The sequence below is a fragment of the Pseudomonas sp. D47 genome (assembly GCF_045447305.1).
Lineage (GTDB): Bacteria > Pseudomonadota > Gammaproteobacteria > Pseudomonadales > Pseudomonadaceae > Aquipseudomonas.
Genome location: NZ_JBJGXU010000036.1, coordinates 15884 through 33855, shown reverse-complemented (window position 1 = coordinate 33855; position 17972 = coordinate 15884). Strand labels below are relative to the sequence as shown.

The 17972-nt window shown below is 61.4% G+C and carries 15 protein-coding genes; 4 read left to right on the top strand and 11 right to left on the bottom strand.

The genetic code is table 11. The features are described from left to right. Positions 1-134 precede the first annotated feature (134 nt). A complete protein-coding gene (locus tag ACI77I_RS21220; RefSeq protein ID WP_094950219.1) occupies positions 135-1202 on the bottom strand; it encodes an NAD(P)-dependent alcohol dehydrogenase in 1068 nt (355 codons plus the stop codon). A gap of 146 nt (positions 1203-1348) precedes the next feature. Between ACI77I_RS21220 and ACI77I_RS21215 the strand changes: the two genes are divergently transcribed. Both ACI77I_RS21215 and ACI77I_RS21210 read left to right on the top strand, forming a co-directional pair. After that, a complete protein-coding gene (locus ACI77I_RS21215; RefSeq protein ID WP_094950218.1) occupies positions 1349-2167 on the top strand; it encodes an alpha/beta fold hydrolase in 819 nt (272 codons plus the stop codon). A gap of 134 nt (positions 2168-2301) precedes the next feature. After that, entirely contained in the window at positions 2302-3297 is a 996-nt protein-coding gene (locus ACI77I_RS21210; RefSeq protein WP_406998316.1) for an NAD(P)H-quinone oxidoreductase, read from the top strand. A 168-nt stretch (positions 3298-3465) separates the two neighbouring features. Here the strand turns inward: ACI77I_RS21210 and ACI77I_RS21205 are convergent, their stop codons facing one another. From ACI77I_RS21205 to ACI77I_RS21195, 3 genes are all read right to left on the bottom strand, one after another. Continuing rightward, on the bottom strand, positions 3466-4587 hold the full coding sequence (locus ACI77I_RS21205) for an alkene reductase (protein ID WP_263274926.1): 1122 nt from the start codon (positions 4585-4587) through the stop codon (positions 3466-3468). 79 nt (positions 4588-4666) lie between these two features. Then, positions 4667-5344, bottom strand: coding sequence for a type 1 glutamine amidotransferase domain-containing protein (locus ACI77I_RS21200; protein WP_094950215.1), 678 nt, complete (start codon positions 5342-5344; stop codon positions 4667-4669). Then, positions 5341-5970: a TetR/AcrR family transcriptional regulator gene (locus ACI77I_RS21195; RefSeq protein ID WP_094950214.1), complete on the bottom strand. Its 630-nt coding sequence runs from the start codon at positions 5968-5970 to the stop codon at positions 5341-5343. The genes ACI77I_RS21200 and ACI77I_RS21195 overlap by 4 nt, the downstream gene beginning before the upstream one ends. 173 nt (positions 5971-6143) lie before the next feature. On the opposite strand from ACI77I_RS21195, the gene ACI77I_RS21190 reads away from it, so the two are divergent. Further along, a complete protein-coding gene (locus tag ACI77I_RS21190) occupies positions 6144-7082 on the top strand; it encodes a GlxA family transcriptional regulator (protein WP_094950213.1) in 939 nt (312 codons plus the stop codon). 195 nt (positions 7083-7277) lie between these two features. On the opposite strand, the gene ACI77I_RS21185 is transcribed toward ACI77I_RS21190, so the two are convergent. From ACI77I_RS21185 to ACI77I_RS21175, 3 genes are read right to left on the bottom strand one after another with little or no spacing between them, the layout of a single operon-like run. Continuing rightward, positions 7278-8705 carry an aldehyde dehydrogenase family protein gene (locus ACI77I_RS21185; protein WP_406998315.1) on the bottom strand — a complete coding sequence of 476 codons (1428 nt, stop codon included), beginning with the start codon at positions 8703-8705 and terminating at the stop codon, positions 7278-7280. Next, positions 8702-9997, bottom strand: coding sequence for an aminotransferase class III-fold pyridoxal phosphate-dependent enzyme (locus ACI77I_RS21180; RefSeq protein ID WP_263274924.1), 1296 nt, complete (start codon positions 9995-9997; stop codon positions 8702-8704). Before ACI77I_RS21180 ends, ACI77I_RS21185 begins: the two co-directional genes overlap by 4 nt. Before the next feature lie 12 nt (positions 9998-10009). Further along, positions 10010-11515 (bottom strand): serine hydrolase domain-containing protein, encoded by a 1506-nt coding sequence (locus ACI77I_RS21175; RefSeq protein WP_406998314.1) that lies wholly within the window; start codon positions 11513-11515, stop codon positions 10010-10012. A gap of 142 nt (positions 11516-11657) precedes the next feature. Here ACI77I_RS21175 and ACI77I_RS21170 point away from each other — a divergent pair, with 142 nt between their 5' ends. Continuing rightward, entirely contained in the window at positions 11658-12536 is an 879-nt protein-coding gene (locus ACI77I_RS21170; RefSeq protein ID WP_094950209.1) for a GntR family transcriptional regulator, read from the top strand. Between the two features lie 608 nt (positions 12537-13144). Here the strand turns inward: ACI77I_RS21170 and ACI77I_RS21165 are convergent. The 4 genes from ACI77I_RS21165 to ACI77I_RS21150 form a co-directional block, all read right to left on the bottom strand. Beyond that, positions 13145-14383, bottom strand: a complete 1239-nt coding sequence (locus ACI77I_RS21165; protein WP_406980144.1) for an OprD family porin — start codon at positions 14381-14383, stop codon at positions 13145-13147. A gap of 157 nt (positions 14384-14540) precedes the next feature. Then, a complete protein-coding gene (locus tag ACI77I_RS21160) occupies positions 14541-16169 on the bottom strand; it encodes an ABC transporter ATP-binding protein (RefSeq protein ID WP_094950207.1) in 1629 nt (542 codons plus the stop codon). Between the two features lie 2 nt (positions 16170-16171). Continuing rightward, a complete protein-coding gene (locus ACI77I_RS21155) occupies positions 16172-17026 on the bottom strand; it encodes an ABC transporter permease (RefSeq protein ID WP_094950206.1) in 855 nt (284 codons plus the stop codon). Then, the gene (locus ACI77I_RS21150; RefSeq protein WP_094950205.1) at positions 17023-17964 is read right to left on the bottom strand and encodes an ABC transporter permease; all 942 of its coding nucleotides are present in this window, start codon (positions 17962-17964) and stop codon (positions 17023-17025) included. Before ACI77I_RS21150 ends, ACI77I_RS21155 begins: the two co-directional genes overlap by 4 nt. Between the last annotated feature and the right edge of the window lie 8 nt (positions 17965-17972).

Sequence of the window (17972 nt, the reverse complement as noted above, 5' to 3'; positions counted from 1 at the left end):
CCTGATTTTGAAGGCTGAACCCAATCAAATATGGGAGCGGGCTTGCTCGCGAATGCGGTGGGCCAGTCAGCTTATTTGTGACTGACCCAGCGCATTCACGAGCAAGCCCGCCCCCACAAAAAGCAAAGGTGCTATCAAGCCGCGTGGCTTTCCTTCTTCAAACTCTCCATATCAATCACAAAGCGATACTTCACATCACCCTTGAGCATCCGCTCGTACGCCTCGTTAATGCCCTGAATATCAATCATCTCAATGTCCGAGACGATCTTATGCTTGGCGCAGAAATCCAGCATGTCCTGGGTCTCCTGAATGCCACCAATCAACGACCCGGCCAGGCTGCGGCGCTTGAAAATCAGGTTAAACACCGATGGCGACGGGTGCGGGCTGTCAGGCGCACCCACCAGAGTCATGGTGCCGTCACGCTTGAGCAGATTGAGAAACGCATCCAGGTCGTGCGGCGCCGCGACGGTGTTGAGAATGAAGTCCAGGCTGTTGGCAACCTTGGCCATTTCATCCGGGTTCTTCGACACCACCACTTGGTCAGCCCCCAAACGCAGCCCATCTTCACGCTTGTTCGGCGAGGTAGTGAACAACGTGACATGCGCACCCATGGCATGCGCGATCTTCACCGCCATATGCCCTAGCCCACCGAGGCCGACTACACCGACTTTCTTGCCAGGGCCAACCTTCCAGTGATGCAGCGGCGAGTACGTGGTGATCCCGGCGCACAGCAGCGGCGCCACAGCCGCCAGGTTCGAATCATCGTGGGAGATACGCAATACAAACTTCTCCTTGACCACGATGCTGTCCGAGTAGCCGCCAAAGGTATTTTCACCGCCGAACACCGGGCCGTTGTAGGTGCCGGTAAAACCGTTCTCGCAGTATTGCTCCTCGCCCTCGGCGCAGGACGCGCAATGCTGGCAGCTGTCGACCATACAACCGACACCGGCCAAATCACCGACCTTGAATGTCTTTACATCGGCGCCGACGGCCGTGACGCGACCGACGATTTCATGGCCGGGCACCGACGGGTACAACGTGTTGTGCCACTCGTTGCGCGCGGTGTGCAGGTCGGAGTGGCAGACGCCGCAATAAAGAATGTCGATCTGGACGTCATCGGCGCCTGGCGCGCGGCGCTCGAAAGTAAAGGGTTTGAGTGCATCCTTGGAATCCCGCGCGGCGTAGCTGTATGTCTTGGCCATTTGGTTCACCTGTTGAACTGACGGTAGAGGTCAGTGGACCAATATAGACGCGGAACCGTTCAACCGAGCACATGCATACAAGCCCTTCGTCCGGTTTAACGCAACAGTAACGCCGAGCTTTTGCCCCCTGACCCAAGGAGTTTTCCATGAGCACATTCGTTGTCAACGACGGTACCCAGATCTACTTCAAGGACTGGGGCAGCGGTAAACCCGTGTTGTTCAGCCATGGCTGGCCGCTGGATGCCGACATGTGGGAATACCAGATGGAATACTTGAGCAGCCGTGGCTTTCGCACCATCGCCTTCGACCGCCGAGGTTTTGGCCGCTCCGACCAACCGTGGACCGGTAACGACTACGACACGTTCGCCGACGATATCGCCCAACTGATCGAACACCTTGACCTCAAGGACGTGACGCTGGTGGGCTTCTCCATGGGTGGCGGTGATGTGGCGCGCTACATCGCACGCCATGGCAGCGCCCGTGTGGCGGGCCTGGTGCTGCTGGGTGCGGTGACGCCGATTTTCGGCCAAAAACCGGATTACCCGCAGGGCGTGCCGACTGAAGTATTCGACGGCATCAAGGCCGGGCTACTGCAAGACCGCGCGCAATTTATCAGCGACTTCAACACGCCGTTCTATGGCATCAACAAGGGCCAGAAAGTCTCCCAGGGCGTACTGACGCAGACCCTGCAGATCGCCCTGTTGGCGTCGCTCAAATCCACGGTGGATTGCGTCACTGCATTCTCCGAGACGGACTTTCGCCCGGATATGGCCAAGATCGACGTGCCGACCCTGGTGATCCACGGTGACGGCGACCAGGTCGTGCCGTTCGAGACCACGGGTAAAGTCGCGGCCGAGATGATCAAAGGCGCGCAGTTGAAGGTGTACAAGGATGCGCCACACGGCTTCGCAGCCACCCACACCCAGCAGTTGAACGAAGACTTGTTGGCGTTCCTGAAGCGCTAAACACCCTCACCTTGTTTTTGGCCGGGCTTGCCCGGCTTTTTTTGTTAGATGCCGCCCTTCGATAGGATGCTGCTGAACCGGCGACTGCCCGACGCGGTCCCAACTCATACGCTCATCGCTGCAGGTAATCGCAAATGTCGCTCCCTAAAGAAATGACCCTGATCGAAATCACCACCCCCGGTGGCCCTGAGGTCTTGCAACCGCGTCGAGCCGACGTGCCGGTGGCAGGCCCAGGCGAGATCCTGATTCGTGTACACGCGGCTGGGGTCAACCGCCCGGACGCCTTGCAGCGCGCTGGCAAGTACCCGATGAAGCCGGGCATGAGCCCGATCCCTGGCCTGGAAGTGGCCGGTGAAGTGGTCGCGCTGGGCGCCGGTGTGAATGAGTACGCGATTGGCGACAAGGTCTGCGCCCTGACCAATGGCGGCGGTTATGCGCAGTTTTGCGCCGTACCTGCGAGCCAGGCGTTGCCGATCCCGGAGGGCATGGACTGGGTTCAAGCCGCGGCCGTGCCGGAAACCTTCTTCACCGTCTGGGCCAACCTGTTCGGCCTCGGTGGCGCGCACAAAGGCCAGCGCGCCTTGATCCATGGCGGCACCAGCGGCATCGGCACCACCGCGCTGATGCTCTGCCGCGAGTTCGGCATCCACGCCTTCGCCACCGCCGGCAGTGCCGACAAATGCGCGGCAATTGCCAAGCTGGGCGCCGAGCCGATTAACTACCGCGAGCAAGACTTCGCCGACGTCATCGCCAAGAAAACCGGCGACAAGGGCGTGAATGTGATCCTCGACATCATGGGGGCCTCGTATCTGAACAACAACCTCAAGGCCCTGGGCATGGACGGGCATTTGGTGATGCTGGGTTTCCTCGGCGGAGGCAAGGCCAATGATGTCGACCTGTTGACCATCCTCGGCAAACGCGCCGTCATCACCGGTTCGCTGCTGCGCGCACGTTCCAAGGACGAAAAAGCCGCCATCGCCGAACAACTGCGCGAATACGTGTGGCCGGTGCTGTCGGCCGGTCGCTGCCTGCCGATCATCGACAAGGTCTACGAATACACAGACGCCGCCCAGGCCCATGCACGGATGGAAGGCGGCGACCATATTGGCAAGATTGTGTTGCGGGTGTAGTGAGGCTGATCTGCCTCGGCGAAGATCAACTGTGGGAGCTGTCGAGCCCCGGCGAGGCTGCGATGGCGGCGGCAGGGTCACTATTTCTGGCGACTGCCCCACCGCTATCGCGGCCTCGCTGGGGCTCGACGGCTCCCACAAAAGGATCTTTGCAGTGGTAGAAAACGCCTACTCGGCATACACCGGGTAATCGGTATAGCCCAGCGCCGAGCCGCCGTACATGCCTTCCGCCCGCAGCGGGTTCAGCGGCCAGCCGTTAAAGAGCCGCTGCGGCAAGTCCGGGTTGGCAATGAACGGGCGCCCGAACGCAATCAAGTCCGCCAGCCCGGCCTCTACCAATGCCGCACCACGCTCAGCGGTGTAGCGACCAGCGTAGATGATCCGCCCACTGAACGTGCTGCGCACGGCCCGGCGGAAGGTTTCTGGCAAGTCGGGGGCGTTGTCCCAGTCGGCTTCAGCGATGGATACGTAGGCAATCCCCGACGCTTCGAGCACCTTGATCGCTTCGATGTAGGTGTGATGCGGGTCCTCTTCCACCAGGCCGATGTAGACGCGGTCCTGGTCGGTGCCGCTGAACAGCGGTGAAAAGCGCACACCGAGGCGCTCCGGCCCGACTACGGCGGTCACGGCTTCGACGATTTCGCGCAGAAAACGCAGGCGGTTATGCAGCGAACCGCCGTACTCGTCGTCACGCTGGTTGGCGTGGGCCGAGATGAACTGGTTGACCAGATAACCATTGGCGGCATGTATTTCCACGCCATCAAAGCCGGCATCCAACGCATTGCGCGCGGCCTGGGCGTAATGCCCTACCAACTCCTCAATTTCCAGTGTGCTCAACGCACGCGGTACGGGCGGCTGCATCAACTCGCCCACACCTGGCCCGGTTTCGATAAAAGCTTTCGCTTGCAGCGCCGCAAGGGCAGACGGCGCAACCGGTGCGGCGCCCTCCGGTTGCAGCGCGTTATGGGACACGCGGCCAACGTGCCAGAGCTGGGCGAAGATCACCCCACCTTCGGCATGCACCGCCTCGGTGACTGTGCGCCAGCCATCGATCTGCGCCGGGCTGTAGATACCCGGCGTCCAGGCGTAACCCTGGCCGCGCGGCTCGATCTGCGTGCCTTCGCTGACCATGAAACCGGCCGTGGCGCGCTGGCGGTAATACTCGGCCATCAGGTCAGTGGCGATATCGCCGGGTTGCGCGCTGCGTTGACGGGTCAGGGGCGGCAAAACAACACGGTTATTCAAGGTGTGATGACCCAGTTTTACCGGGGTATTCAAACGACTAGTCATGTAAAAACGTCCAAATTCGAGGCGAGCGAAAACATTGGCGGCTCTTAAGAGCCGCCAACCAATCCAGCGATTAATTAATTTATTCGGTGAGTTTCAGCAGTGCCTTGGCCACATCACTGGAACTGGCAGGGTTCTGCCCGGTGACCAGCAAGCCATCTTCAAGCACAAAGGATTGCCAATCAGCGCCCTTTTCATAGTGGCCGCCGAGCGCCTTGAAATCATCTTCAATCAGGAACGGCACCACATCGGTCAAGCCCACAGCGGCCTCTTCGGCGTTGGAGAAGCCGGTAACACGGCGACCCTTGACCAGCGGCTCACCATTGACCGCCTTGACGTGACGCAGCGCGCCCGGCGCATGGCACACAAAGCCGATGGGCTTGCCGGCACGCTCAAAGGCTTCGATCAGTGCGATCGAGGTGTCTGACTCGGCCAAGTCCCACAATGGCCCATGACCACCTGGGTAGAACACCGTGTCGAAGTCGTCGGCGTTGATCGATTCCAGCTTGACGGTGCTGGCCAGCGCCTGCTGGGCCGCCGGGTCGGCAGCAAAGCGGCGGGTTTGCTCGGTCTGTGCATCCGGCTGGTCGCTGACCGGGTCCAGCGGAGGTTGGCCGCCGGCCGGGGATGCCAGTACCAGTTCGGCGCCGGCGTCCTTAAACGTGTAATAGGGAGCAGCAAACTCTTCGAGCCAGAAGCCGGTTTTACGACCGGTATTGCCAAGCTGGTCGTGAGAGGTCAGTACCATTAATACTTTCATTTTCCAGTGCCTCGATCGATGTGGTTGTCAGTAGGCTCAGGGCAACCCAACAGCTGTCGGGTCATCAGCAGCGCCTGGTCAAAAGGTGCAGATGTTCGGGTGATCTTGCTCATGACGCTGGTCCCCAACCACAACGCATACAGGCGTTGGGCCAGGCTTTCGGGGTGTTGCCGGACCGTCAGCGAGCCGTCTTCGATGCCGCTCTGCAAGGCCTCGGCAAGCAAGGCGATGGTGCGTGCGGTGCCGCGCTGCAGGGCCAAACGCATCGGCTCTGAAAGGTCTGACACCTCAGCACCGAGTTTGACGGCAAGGCATTTGCCCGCGTCGGTGCAGCCGGTCTGATTGTCGATCCAGGTGTGCCAATAGCGCATTAACCTGGCGGCTGCGGACAGCTCGGTGTGCTGGAACAGTTGCTCTATGCCTTTCACGTAGTGGTCGAAATAGGTATCGAGCAGGACAACGCCGAACGCATCTTTGGAGTTGAAGTAGTGATAAAACGAACCTTTCGGTACATCGGCGGCTTGCAGTATTTCGTTCAACCCCACCGCAGAAAACCCTTTGCGGCTCACCAGCAATTGCGCCGAATCCAGAATCGTCTGCCTTGCACTTTTAGTTGCATTAGTCATCGTTCATCCCGTCCGATTAGACCAGTCGTCTAGTTCGTTGAGGGGATGTTAGGCGTCGAGAAAAACTTCAACAATGTCATATCCGCAAGGATTCCGGACATGACACAAAGTCGGTTGCCGTTTTCCTGGCACCCGCCGACAATCGCCTCTCCCGCGCCCCTTGGAGAATGACGATGCACAGCGTTGCGCTGATGGTTTACCCGAACTTCCAATCCCTGAGCCTCAGCCTGGGCTCGGTGTTCGAGTGCGCGAACCTGCTGCGCGGCGAGCCGGCCTATGAGTTCCACCTGGTGTCGGAGAGTGGCGGCGCGGTCATGACCTCCCAGGGCTTTTCGGTGAATACCACGCCGATCCGGCCGCAGGGCTACGACACCTTGATTGTCAGCGGCTACCTGGAGTTTCGCCTGCCCGAGGCCAACCTGCTGGAATTGGTCAAGGCCGCCTCCGCGCAGTCGCGCCGCGTGGCCTCGCTGTGCATGGGCATTTTCGTCTTGGCCGAGGCCGGTTTGCTTGAAGGCAAGCGCACCACCACCCACTGGATTCACGCGCCGGCATTTCGCAAGCGCTACCCGGATATCCAGTTGGAAGAAGACAAACTGTTTGTGGTCGACGGCCAGGTCTGGACCGGCGCTGGTATGAGCGCCGGGGTGGACCTGGCGTTGGCGATGGTAGAGGCCGACCTGGGCTGCGACCTCGCCCGGCGTATCGCGCGCAAACTGGTGATTGCCCAGCGCCGTGGCAGTGAGCAATCGCAACTGTCGGCGCTATTGGAGCTGGACCCCAAGTCCGACCGCGTACAACTGGCCCTGGCCTATGCCCGCGAGAACCTCACCCACGACCTGTCGGTGGAAGCCCTGGCCGACGTGGCCCGGCTGAGCCCGCGCCAATTCAGCCGGGTATTTCGCGAAGAAACCGGGCAGACACCAGCCAAGGCCATCGAGTCGCTGCGCGTGGAAGCTGCGCGGGCGATGATGGAAACCAGCCGTCACCCGGTCGAGGTGGTGGCCCGCGAAACCGGCTTTGGTGATCGCGAGCGCATGCGCCAGGCGTTTCTGCGCGCGTTCGGGCAGCCGCCGCAGGCGATGCAGCAGGTGTTGTTCAATCCGAGTTAGACGCAATGCCGCCGTGGCAAGCCCGCTTGTTGTGGCGAGCGGGCTTGCCCCGCGTTGGAGCGCAAAGCGCTCCCAATCCAGCCGCCGCGGTATCACTGACAAACCGCGCCGACAGGTTTCGGGGCTGCCTCGCAGCCCAACGCGGGGCAAGCCCCGCATTTGATCTTCGCTGCTTTGGGCCTTGCGTTCGCTTGACTAAACGGCATCGGGGTCAGGCGCGTAGCCGAACATCGACTTCACCTCCAGGTAATCCTCCAAGCCAAACACGCCCCACTCACGTCCGTTGCCCGACTGCTTGTACCCGCCAAACGGCGCGCCATTGTCGGCCTTGCTGCCATTGAGATGGACCATGCCGGTGCGCAAGCGCCGAGCCACCGACCGCGCGCGTTCCAGGGTGCCGGCGGTCACGTAACCGGAGAGCCCATAGGGGCTGTCATTGGCAATCGCTATGGCCTGCTCCTCGCTGTCGTAAGGAATGATCACCAGCACCGGCCCAAACACTTCCTCACGGGCGATCGGCAGTTGCGGGTCGACATCGGCGAACACCGTGGGCCGAGTGTAAAAACCAGTCGTCACGCCGTCGGGTCGGCCCACGCCGCCGCACACCGGTGGCTGATCCACTGCCCCCAACAATGCCTGCACCCGTTCGAACTGCGCCTGATTGGCCAGCGGCCCCATGGCCGTGGCCGGGTTGCTGTCGTCAAAACACACCTGCGCCGCCACCTCCCGGGCAATCTGTACCGCACGCGCCTGCACTGCCCGTGGGATCAGCAGGCGCGTCGGTGCGTTGCACGACTGCCCGCTGTTGCGAAAACAGCTGCTGACACCGTGGCGCACCGCCGCATCGAGATCCGCGTCCACGAGGATCAGGTTGGCCGACTTGCCGCCCAACTCCTGGGAGACGCGCTTGACCGTCTCCGCCGCCGCCTTGGCCACTGCAATGCCAGCGCCGGTGGAGCCGGTGAAGGAGACCATGTCGATATCAGCGTGCCGGGCGATGCCGTCACCGAGGGTCGGGCCATCGCCATTGACCAAGTTGAACACGCCCTTGGGCACCCCGGCCCGATGCAGGATATCGGCCAGCAACATGGCCGACAGCGGCGCCTTCTCGCTGGGTTTTAGCACCAGCGTGCAGCCCACTGCCAAGGCCGGGGCGAGCTTGCAGGTGAGCTGGTTCAGCGGCCAGTTCCACGGTGTGATCAGGCCACACACGCCAATCGGTTCGCGGCTGATCAGGGTGCTGCCGTGGGCGCGATCAAACTCATAGTCTTTCAACAACTCATAAGCCCGTTGCAGATGACCAAGGCCTGCCGGGACGTGTGCGCTGCGCGCCAGGGACAAAGGTGCGCCCATCTCTTCGTGCACGCACTGCGCGAGGGCTTCGCTGTGTTGGCGATAACCGTCGATGATCGCCGCCAGCAACGCCAAACGTTGCTCTGCAGTCCACTGACTGTAACTGTCGAAAGCGCGCTTGGCCGCCGCCACCGCCAGGTCCAGGTCGGCGCGGGAGCCCAGGCTGATGCTGGCGATGGCGCACTCGGTGGACGGGTTGATCACCGCCAAGGTCTCGGCCCCCAAGGGCTTGACCCACTGGCCGTCGATATAGAAATCCTGCGGGTTCATCGCGTCGCCTCAAGTGCGTCACCCAAGGTGCGGAAAATCAGCGCGGTCTGTTCTTCACTGATAATCAACGGCGGCGACAGCACGATGTTTTCCCCGGATGCGCGCACCAGCACGCCCGCGTCGAAACAGCGCTGCGCCACCTCCCCAGCCCGCGCACCCGGCGCACCGTCGCGGGGTTTGAGTTCCACGGCACAGAGCAGTCCAATCGCGCGCACGTCCAGCACCAAAGATTGTTCGCGCAACGCCAGTGCGCGGGTTTGCCACAGCGGAGCAATGCGCTGGACATGCGCGTTGATGCCAAGCTCTTCATGTACTTCCAACGTTGCCAAGCCGGCGGCGCAGGCTAAAGGGTGAGCCGAATAGGTGTAGCCATGCATCAACTCGATGGCCTGTTCCGGGCCTTGCATAAAGGCCTCGTACACCGCGCCACTGACCAACACGCCACCCATGGGCACCGCGCCGTTAGTGAGGCCCTTGGCCAGGGTCATCACGTCCGGCGTGACGCCGAAGGTTTGAGCAGCGAAACCGTGGCCGACACGGCCGAAGCCGGTGATCACCTCATCAAAAATCAACAGCACGCCATGGCGGTCGCAGATCTCGCGCAGCTTTTGCAGGTAACCCACGGGCGGTGCGTAGACACCACCGGAACCGGTCACCGGCTCGACAATCACCGCCGCCACGGTCGCCGGGTCGTGGATTTCCAGCAGTTGCAACAGCGCATCGGCATAGTGCGCGCCCTGCTCCGGTTGGCCACGGCTGAAACGCGAGCCCGCGTCATACGGCAACGGCAAGTGCGCCACATCGCCGAGCAATGGGCCGAAGTCACGCTTCTGCCGGCCAATTCCCGACACCGACAGCCCACCAAACCCCATGCCGTGATAGCCCTTGGCGCGGCCGATCAGCTTGGTGCGGCGGCAGTCGCCGCGCGCCTGATGGTAGGCGCGAGCGATCTTCAACGCGGTGTCTACCGCTTCGGAACCGGAGTTGGTGAAGAACACTTTGTCCAGGCCATTCGGGGCTATGGCCACCAAACGATCAGCCAGGGTCAGCGCGGCCGGGTGGCTCATCTTGAAGGAGGACACGAAGTCCAGGCGCCCCGCCGCCTCACGAATCGCCTCGACGATACGCGGCTGGCCGTGGCCGGCATTGACGCACCAGAGCCCAGCCATGGCATCGAGCACATCGCGCCCCTCAGTGGTGGTGTAGTGCATGCCGGCCGCGCGATCAAACAGCATCGGCTGGCGATTGAAGGGGCGCATCGCGGTAAAGGGTGCCCACAGGGACGAGGTCATTGGTTGTACTCCTTAAGACTGGATTCGCGTGCCGATCAGGGTCGGGCGTTGCAGGGCTCCGGCATTGGTGTTGACGCCACGCTCGAAGTGCAGGCGGCCGTGCTGCATGCGGCAGCTGACGTGGTCACCGAAGGCGGTTTCGACAAAACGCCAATGCATGCGCAACTCGCCCTCGGGCGTCCAACGCGCCTCGGCGACGACAGGCGTTTGCTCCGGTTGATATTGGTGGTGCAGGTAATTGCCGGTGATGCTGGTGGTGGTTTCAATCGGCTGCTGAAAACCGGCGCGTACGTGGTGGATGCCACGATGGTCGACCAGGGTGACATCGCAGTGGTCGCCCTTGAGTTCAAAGGCCAACTCGCGCACACCGTCTTCATTCGGCTCGATGGCGAAACGGCCTTGCAGTGCGGCGCTGGCGGGCGAGGTTTGCAAGCCTTGCAGCGCGGGCAGGCGCAGGCCGTCGATCAACGCGCCCAGTTGCGCTTGGCTGGCTTGAGCATCCACAGCAGTGCGCCCCAACGCCGGGAACAGGTGCTGCCACAGCGCTTTGTGCAAACGTTTCTCGCCCAGTCGCAGGCCGCAGGTGAAGACCATCACCGTGTCCTGCTGCGGCAGCACGATGCATTGCTGGCCGAACACCCCGGAGGCGTAATAGCCGCCGTGCTCGGTCATCCACCACTGGTAGCCGTAGCCTTCGCGCTGGGCATCGTTGGCCTTATTCTTGTCGCGCGGCAGGTACTGCTTGCCGTCGAATTCACCCATCCACACGTCTTGCACCTGGTTTCGCGTGGCCTGCGCCACCCACTGCGGCGACAACAATTGGCGGCCCTGCCACTGGCCGTGGTTGAGGTGCAGTACACCGAACTTCAACGCGTCCTCACTGGTGCAGCTCAGACCGTTGCCGCCCGAGTTGAAACCACCCGGCGCCAGGTCCCATTCGAGCCTATCAAGCCCCAGATAATCGAGGACACGCGCCTGCAACAAGGCATGCATCGTCTGCCCGGTCACTTGGGTGACAATCGCCGAGAGCATGAAACTGGAGGCACTGCTGTAGATGAACGAATGGCCCGGCGGCTCGTCCACCGGTTCATTGAGAAAGGCTTCGACCCAACTGCTTTGCAGGTTGCGCCAGTCGCCACCGGAAATACCGCGGGTATGGCCGGTGCGCATGGTCAGCAAATCTTCCACGGTCATGGCCGCGAGGTTGGCGCTGATGGGTTGCGGGCACAGATCGGGGAAAAAACTTGCGACCTTGGCGTCAAGCCGCAGGCGCTCGTCGTCCACCAACAGGCCGATCGCGGTGGCGGCCCAGCTCTTGGTTGCCGAATGCTGCACATGCATGCGGTGCGCCGAATAAGGCTGCCAGAAGGCCTCGGCCACCACTGCGCCTTGGCGGTACAGCATGAAACTGTGCAGCTCAAGGCCCGCCTCGGTCACAGCCTGGAGGAAGTCGACAATGCCGGCAGGGTCGACACCGCGTTCATGGGGCAAGGCCCTGGGCAGCGGAATGTAGGTCATGATGGGTCCTCGTTGATGTTTTTATATTTCAAATAATGCAGATAAAGATTTGTTCGCTGCGGCCCTGATGTATTTGCGCCGCCTATAATTCAGTTTTTCCGGGTATCCTTGCCTCCCCCTGTCACAGGAACAACTTCGCGCCATGTCCCAACTCACCTCGCTGCAGACCAAAGTCGCCGGCCAGATCCTTGCCGCCATCGCAAATGGCGACCTGCAACCCGGTATGCACCTCAAAGAAGTGGAACTGGCCCAGCGCCTGGGTGTGTCGCGCTCGCCGATCCGCAGTGCGCTGTCGTACCTGGCCGAACAGAAAGCCATCGAGCCGTTGGCGCAACAGGGCTTTCGTGTGCCCCTGGACGCCGGCGATGGCCTGGTGCAACAGGTCAGTGAGTTGCACAACGAAGAGGACCAGCTCTACACGCGGCTGATCGACGACCGCTTGAACCAGGTGCTGCCCGATCAGATTTCCGAGAGCGATTTGCTGCGCCGCTACGGCGTCGGCAAAAGCGTGCTGCGCCGGTGCTTGCTGCGCCTGTCCGACGAGGGTGTGATGCAGCGCAAGCACGGGCATGGCTGGCAATTTTTGCCGACGCTGAACAGCCCGCAGACGCGCTTTGAGAGCTACCGCTTTCGCATGCTGCTGGAACCGGCTGGGTTGTTGGAGCCGACGTTCAAGATCAACCCTGAGCAATTCCGCCGCTGCCGTGAGCGGCAAATGGAACTGCTGGAGGGCAAGGTTGATGGGCAGCGTTTTATCGAGTGCAACGCGGAGTTCCATGAACTGCTGGCGGCGGCGTCCGGCAATGGGTATATCTTGCAGGCAATCCAGCAGCAGAACCGGTTGCGTCGGTTGACCGAGTTCCACACGGTGAGCAATGTGGAGCGGGTCAGGGTTTCGTGCCAGGAGCACCTGGCGATTCTGGATGCCTTGGAGCAAGGCGACAATGAGTGGGCCTCGACGTTGTTGCATCGGCACTTGGATGTGGCGAGTAAGTTGCGGGTGGCGCGGAATAAGGGGTGATGCGTTTTTGGCATTTTGATTGGGGGCATATCCGTTGCTGCGGTTATGCCCGCTATGGGTTCCGCCCTTACGGCGGGTCACTTTTGGAAAGGAGCCCCAAAAGTAACCAAAAGGGCTCTTGCCCCACCACTCGGCACCTCGCCTAGGCTCGGTGTGCCCGCACGCAGGCCAGCGTGGTTTAACGGGGCGCCTAAAATCAAGATCACAGGCAAGATCAAGATCAAAACCGCAGATCAAAAGATCGCTGACTTCGTCAGCGCAAAGGATGTAAGAGCCACAGCAAAAACACAGCAAAGCAAAGCGTTTTTGATCTACACCACTCAGGGCGGCTACTAGGCCGCCGTGCTCTGCTTTTGATGTTGATCTGAGGCACACCGAGCCTAGGCGAGGTGCCGAGTGGTAGGGCGAAGACCTTTGGATTACTTTTGGCTGGGCCGGCTTCCGGGCTTTCCAACAGTGACCCGCTGTAAGAGCGGAACCCATAGCGGCCATAACCGAAGCAACGGATATGTACTCCGACCCAAGACCTCTAGCGCCTGACACATAGCTTTCGCGAGCAAGCCAGCTCCCACATTTAACCCCGGCACACTCCTCCCGGAACACGGTCATCACCAAAGCGCCACGGTATAACCGACGATCACGCGGTTTTCATTCATGTCACGCAGATAATTGGCCTTGCTGAACCCATTGCGCCACCGCAACGAAACCCCTTTCAGCGCCCCGGACTGAAACACATACCCCAAATCAATATCCCGCTCCCACTCACGCCCCTCCCCCACAAACCCCTTCACCTGCGCCTGATCCCCTTTGGCCCAACGCGTAGAAAACGTCAGCCCCGGCACCCCCAACGCTGTAAAGTCAAAGTCATACCGCGCATGCCAGACCCGCTCATTGGTCTGTGAAAAATTACTCAACTGGTACTCGGAAAACAGATACGTATTGGTCCCGTCCACATAGGTAAACGGCGTCGCCCCATACTGCGCCTGATAACCCCCGCCAATGCTGTGCCCCTTGTAGCTGAAGATCGCCCGCGTACTCAGCGCACGGTTATCCACCTTGCCCGCCAACCCCGAACCCGACTTGTCCGCATCGAAATAACGGATATCCGTCTTGAGCGTGCCGCCACCCAGCGCAAAGCTGTTCTTCACCCCGACAAAGTGCTGCTGGTAGATATCCTCCAACTGCGCAAAGTGATAACTGAGGGTCATACCCGGCGTGAGCTTGTAATCGCCGCCGGCAAAGCGAAAACGATCACTCTTGGCGGTGCTCTTGTAGGCCCCGCTCTGGCTGGTCAGCCTCATGTCTTCGTATTCGGTGGACTCACGCTGCTTGGTCTGGTCGATCTGGCCGCCAATCAACGCCAGCCCCGCGATGTCTGCGGAGGTCGCTTGCGTGCCGCGGAAGGTCTGCGGGAACAGCCGGCTGGTGTTGGGCTGCAAAGTCGGCAAATCCGGCAGCAGGTAGCCGCTGCGTAATTCGCTCTGGGCAATGCGCACTTTGCCGGTCACGCCGTACTTGGAGTACTCGTCATGCGCGCGCTTGGAATAACTCGGTTTGCCCGGCGTGGCGTCGGTATCCCGCGACAACAAACCGGAGCCCGAGCGATCCGGGCTGGAGTCGAGTTTCAAGCCGAGCATCCCGACCACATCCACACCAAACCCGACAGTGCCTTCGGTAAAGCCCGACTTGAGGTTGAGGATAAAACCCTGAGCCCATTCCTCACGCTTGGATTGCCCCGCATCTTCGCGGTAGTCGCGGTTGAAGTAGTAGTTCTTCAGGTCCAGGTCTGCCTTGCTGTCCTTGATGAATTCAGCCTGGACCGGGGCGCACAGCAGGCCCCCGCTCATAAGGCCGACGCCCTTCAAGATCAGGTTGAGGTTATTGTTATGCATGTTCTTGGCTCCTGGCAGTCGTTATCGGTGAGTAGGTCTTATTGTTTTTTTGGGCACGACATTTCCCATCGCACAGGTTCGAAAGGCCTGCGCGCCGGTTGAAATCAGGGGGTTAAATAGCCGGTCGTATTCGGTAGCCGCCGTCCGGCAGTTGCTCCAATGGGCTGGCGGCGGCAAGCAATTGGCGGGTGTACGGGTGCTGCGGGTGATCGAAAATCTGCTCACGCGCGCCCACTTCCACCACCTGGCCCTGGTGCATCACTGCCACCCGATGGGCGATGCGCTCCACCGCCGCCAAGTCATGGGAGATGAACAGGCAGGCAAAGCCGTACTGCGCTTGCAAACGCTCGAACAGCTCGAGGATCTGTTTCTGGATGGTCATGTCCAGCGCCGAAATCGGTTCATCGGCAATCACCAATTGCGGGTGGCGCACCAAGGCTCGGCCGATTGCCACGCGCTGGCGCTGCCCGCCGGATAACTGATGGGGAAAGCGTTCAACAAACTGCTCACCCAGGCCAATATCCTGCAAGGTTTGGGTGACCCGCTCACGGCGCTCGGCGGCATTCAGGTCGGGTTCGTGACGCAACGGCTCGGCAAGGATTTCGCCGATTTTCATCCGTGGGTTCAGGGATGAATACGGGTCTTGGAAGATCATCTGGCATTGCAGCCGGTGGGTACGGTTGGCGGCCTTGAGGATGTCCACGCCCTTGAAGCGGATCGCGCCGGCGCAGGGTTTGATCAGCCCTACCAGCGAGCGGCCCAGCGTGGTCTTGCCCGAACCGCTGCCACCGACCAGCGCCAGGGTTTCACCAGGGGCAATCACCAAGCTGGCCGAATGCACCACACGGTTGAACTGGCGCTTACCCCAAAATGAAGCCGGCCCCGGGTGTTCGATGCACACGTGGTCAACCTCCACCAACGGCCCGTTGCTGGCCGGCAACGCCGCTAACACGCCACGCCTTGGCAAGGCTTCGAGCAGTTGGCGGGTGTACTCGGCCTTGGGCGCCAGCAGGACGTCTTCGATGCTGCCCTGCTCCACCGCCTGGCCGTGGCGCATCACCACCACTTTGTGCGCGTAACGGGCGACCAGCGACAGGTCATGGCTGATAAACAGGATCGCCGTGCCCTGCTCGCGGGTCAGCTCCAGCATCAGCTCGATCACGTCCAGTTGCGCCAAGCAGTCCAGCGCGGTGGTGGGTTCGTCGGCGATCAACAGCGCCGGACGCAGCAGCATCACCGAAGCCAGCATGATGCGCTGGCGCATACCGCCAGAGAACTGGTGCGGATAGGACTCCAGGCAACGCTCCGCCGCTTGGATGCCGATGCGGCGCAGCATGGTCAGGCAACGTTCGCGGATCTGCGCAGCGTCCAGATCGGTGTGCAGCCTGAGCGCTTCGCTCATCTGTTGGCCGATTTTCAAAGCCGGGTTGAGTGACACCATCGGCTCCTGGAATACCATGCCGATACTCGCACCGCGAATCGCGCGCAGTTCCTCGGTGCCGACACTGGCCAGGTCGCGCCCCTGGAAGTCCAGGCGCCCGCCACACACTTGCATGGGCAACGGCAGCAAACCAATGGCGGCGCGGGCGGCCATGGTCTTGCCGCTGCCGGACTCACCCACCAGCGCCACAATCTCACCCGGCGCGATGCTGAAACTCAGGTCATCCACCGCCAACGGGCCGTGTTCGCCCACGCGAATCTTGAGATTTTGCACATTCAACAACACAGGAGTGGCAGGCATGTTCACTTCCTCATCCGGGGGTCAAGACGATCACGCAGGGCGTCGCCAAACAGGTTAATCGCCAACAACGTCAGGCAGATAAACAGCCCGGGAAACACCCCCAGCCAAGGTGCCGAGGCAATGTACGGCCGGCTGCTGGCAAGCATGTTGCCCCAGGTGGCGGCCGGCGGCGGCACGCCGAGACCAAGGAAGCTCAGCGCGCTCTCCGAGAGCAGCGCCCAGCCGAACATGCTGGTGGCCAGCACGCACAACGGCGCCAGGCAATTGGGGGCGATGTGCCGCAGCATGGTGTACAGCTCCGAGTTGCCGATCACCCGCGAGGCCTCGATGTACTCAAGCTCACGCAGGGACAACACGGTGCCGCGCACCACGCGCACCACCGACGGCGTGTAGGCGATGCCCAAGGCCAAGACGATGCCGTACTTGCTGGCGCCGATGATTGCCATGATGCCCAGCGCCATGAGGATGCCGGGAAACGCCAGCAGCGCATCGTTGAACATCATCAGCACGCGGTCGGTCCAACCGCGCAGGTAACCGGCGAGCATGCCGATCAAGGTGCCCGCCAGCACGGCGACGCTCACCGTGAGCAAACTCACCCACAGGCTGGTGCGCGCACCGATCAACAGACGGCTGAACACATCGCGGCCGAATTCGTCGGTGCCCAGCCAGTGGCTGGCTGAGGGCGCCTGGAAGCGCGACATCAGGTCGATCTTCAGCGGGTCGAACGGCGACCACACCAACCCCATCAACGCCAGGGCAATCAACGCCACCAGCAGCCCGCCACCGATCAAGGCGTTGGCCGGCGCCCACACGCGCCGGCGCTTGGCAGCTACGGGCACGGCAATAGTTGAACTCATAACTTCACCCTTGGATCGAACAGCGGATAGAGCAGATCCACGCACAGGTTGACCAGCACGTAGACAAAGGTGATCAGCAGCAGGCAGCCCTGCAGCACCGGGTAATCACGGGCGAAAATCGCATCCACCATCAAGCGGCCGATACCGGGCAAGGTGAACACGGTTTCCAGCACGGCGATGCCGCCCAGCAGGTTACCGAGGATCAACCCCACCAATGTCCAGGTCGGGGCGAAGGCGTTTGGCAAGGCGTGTTTCCACAACACCGCACGCTCCGACAAACCTTTGGCCCGGGCGTGGGCGATGTATTCCAGGCGCAGCACTTCGATGGTGCTGGCCCGCGCCATGCGGGTAATCGCGCCGACTTCGACCAACGTCAGGGTCACCACCGGCAGCACCATGTAGCTGATCGCTTGCCATGGCGCCTGGGCAAAACTCACGTAGCCCACCACCGGCAACCAGCCCAGCTGGATGCCGAACGCATGCAGCAACAACAGGCCGAGCCAGAAACTGGGAATCGACAGCAGCAACGTGGCGACGGACACCAGGCCGAGGTCGAGCGCGCTGTTTTGTTTCCACGCGGCGATCAAGCCAATCGGCACCGCGATCAGCGTGGCGAACAACACCGCCACCAACACGATGGTCGCACTAACGCTGAAACGGTCGAGAATCAGCGGCAAAACCGCCTGCTTGGTGCTGATCGAAAACCCCAGGTCGAAGCTCAACACCGCCTTGAACCAGATCAGGAACTGGGTGACCAGCGAGTGATCCAGGCCCAGGGTATGGCGCATATCGGCGAGGCTTTGCGGGTCGGCCATATCGCCGAGCATCAGCAGCGCCGGGTCGCCCGGGATCAAGCGAATCAGCGCAAACACCATCACCGAAATCAGCAGCAGCGTGGGAATCGCCATGCCGAGTTTTTGCAGAATAAAACGCAACATGCTCAGGC

Coding starts and splice junctions, on each gene's coding strand:
- ACI77I_RS21185 (WP_406998315.1), bottom strand. CDS start 8,705: ATGAACCCGCAGGATTTCTATATCGACGGCCAGTGGGTCAAGCCCTTG.
- ACI77I_RS21175 (WP_406998314.1), bottom strand. CDS start 11,515: ATGACCTACATTCCGCTGCCCAGGGCCTTGCCCCATGAACGCGGTGTC.
- ACI77I_RS21220 (WP_094950219.1), bottom strand. CDS start 1,202: ATGGCCAAGACATACAGCTACGCCGCGCGGGATTCCAAGGATGCACTC.
- ACI77I_RS21190 (WP_094950213.1), top strand. CDS start 6,144: ATGCACAGCGTTGCGCTGATGGTTTACCCGAACTTCCAATCCCTGAGC.
- ACI77I_RS21180 (WP_263274924.1), bottom strand. CDS start 9,997: ATGACCTCGTCCCTGTGGGCACCCTTTACCGCGATGCGCCCCTTCAAT.
- ACI77I_RS21155 (WP_094950206.1), bottom strand. CDS start 17,026: ATGAGTTCAACTATTGCCGTGCCCGTAGCTGCCAAGCGCCGGCGCGTG.
- ACI77I_RS21170 (WP_094950209.1), top strand. CDS start 11,658: ATGTCCCAACTCACCTCGCTGCAGACCAAAGTCGCCGGCCAGATCCTT.
- ACI77I_RS21195 (WP_094950214.1), bottom strand. CDS start 5,970: ATGACTAATGCAACTAAAAGTGCAAGGCAGACGATTCTGGATTCGGCG.
- ACI77I_RS21160 (WP_094950207.1), bottom strand. CDS start 16,169: ATGCCTGCCACTCCTGTGTTGTTGAATGTGCAAAATCTCAAGATTCGC.
- ACI77I_RS21215 (WP_094950218.1), top strand. CDS start 1,349: ATGAGCACATTCGTTGTCAACGACGGTACCCAGATCTACTTCAAGGAC.
- ACI77I_RS21165 (WP_406980144.1), bottom strand. CDS start 14,383: ATGAGCGGGGGCCTGCTGTGCGCCCCGGTCCAGGCTGAATTCATCAAG.
- ACI77I_RS21205 (WP_263274926.1), bottom strand. CDS start 4,587: ATGACTAGTCGTTTGAATACCCCGGTAAAACTGGGTCATCACACCTTG.
- ACI77I_RS21210 (WP_406998316.1), top strand. CDS start 2,302: ATGTCGCTCCCTAAAGAAATGACCCTGATCGAAATCACCACCCCCGGT.
- ACI77I_RS21200 (WP_094950215.1), bottom strand. CDS start 5,344: ATGAAAGTATTAATGGTACTGACCTCTCACGACCAGCTTGGCAATACC.
- ACI77I_RS21150 (WP_094950205.1), bottom strand. CDS start 17,964: ATGTTGCGTTTTATTCTGCAAAAACTCGGCATGGCGATTCCCACGCTG.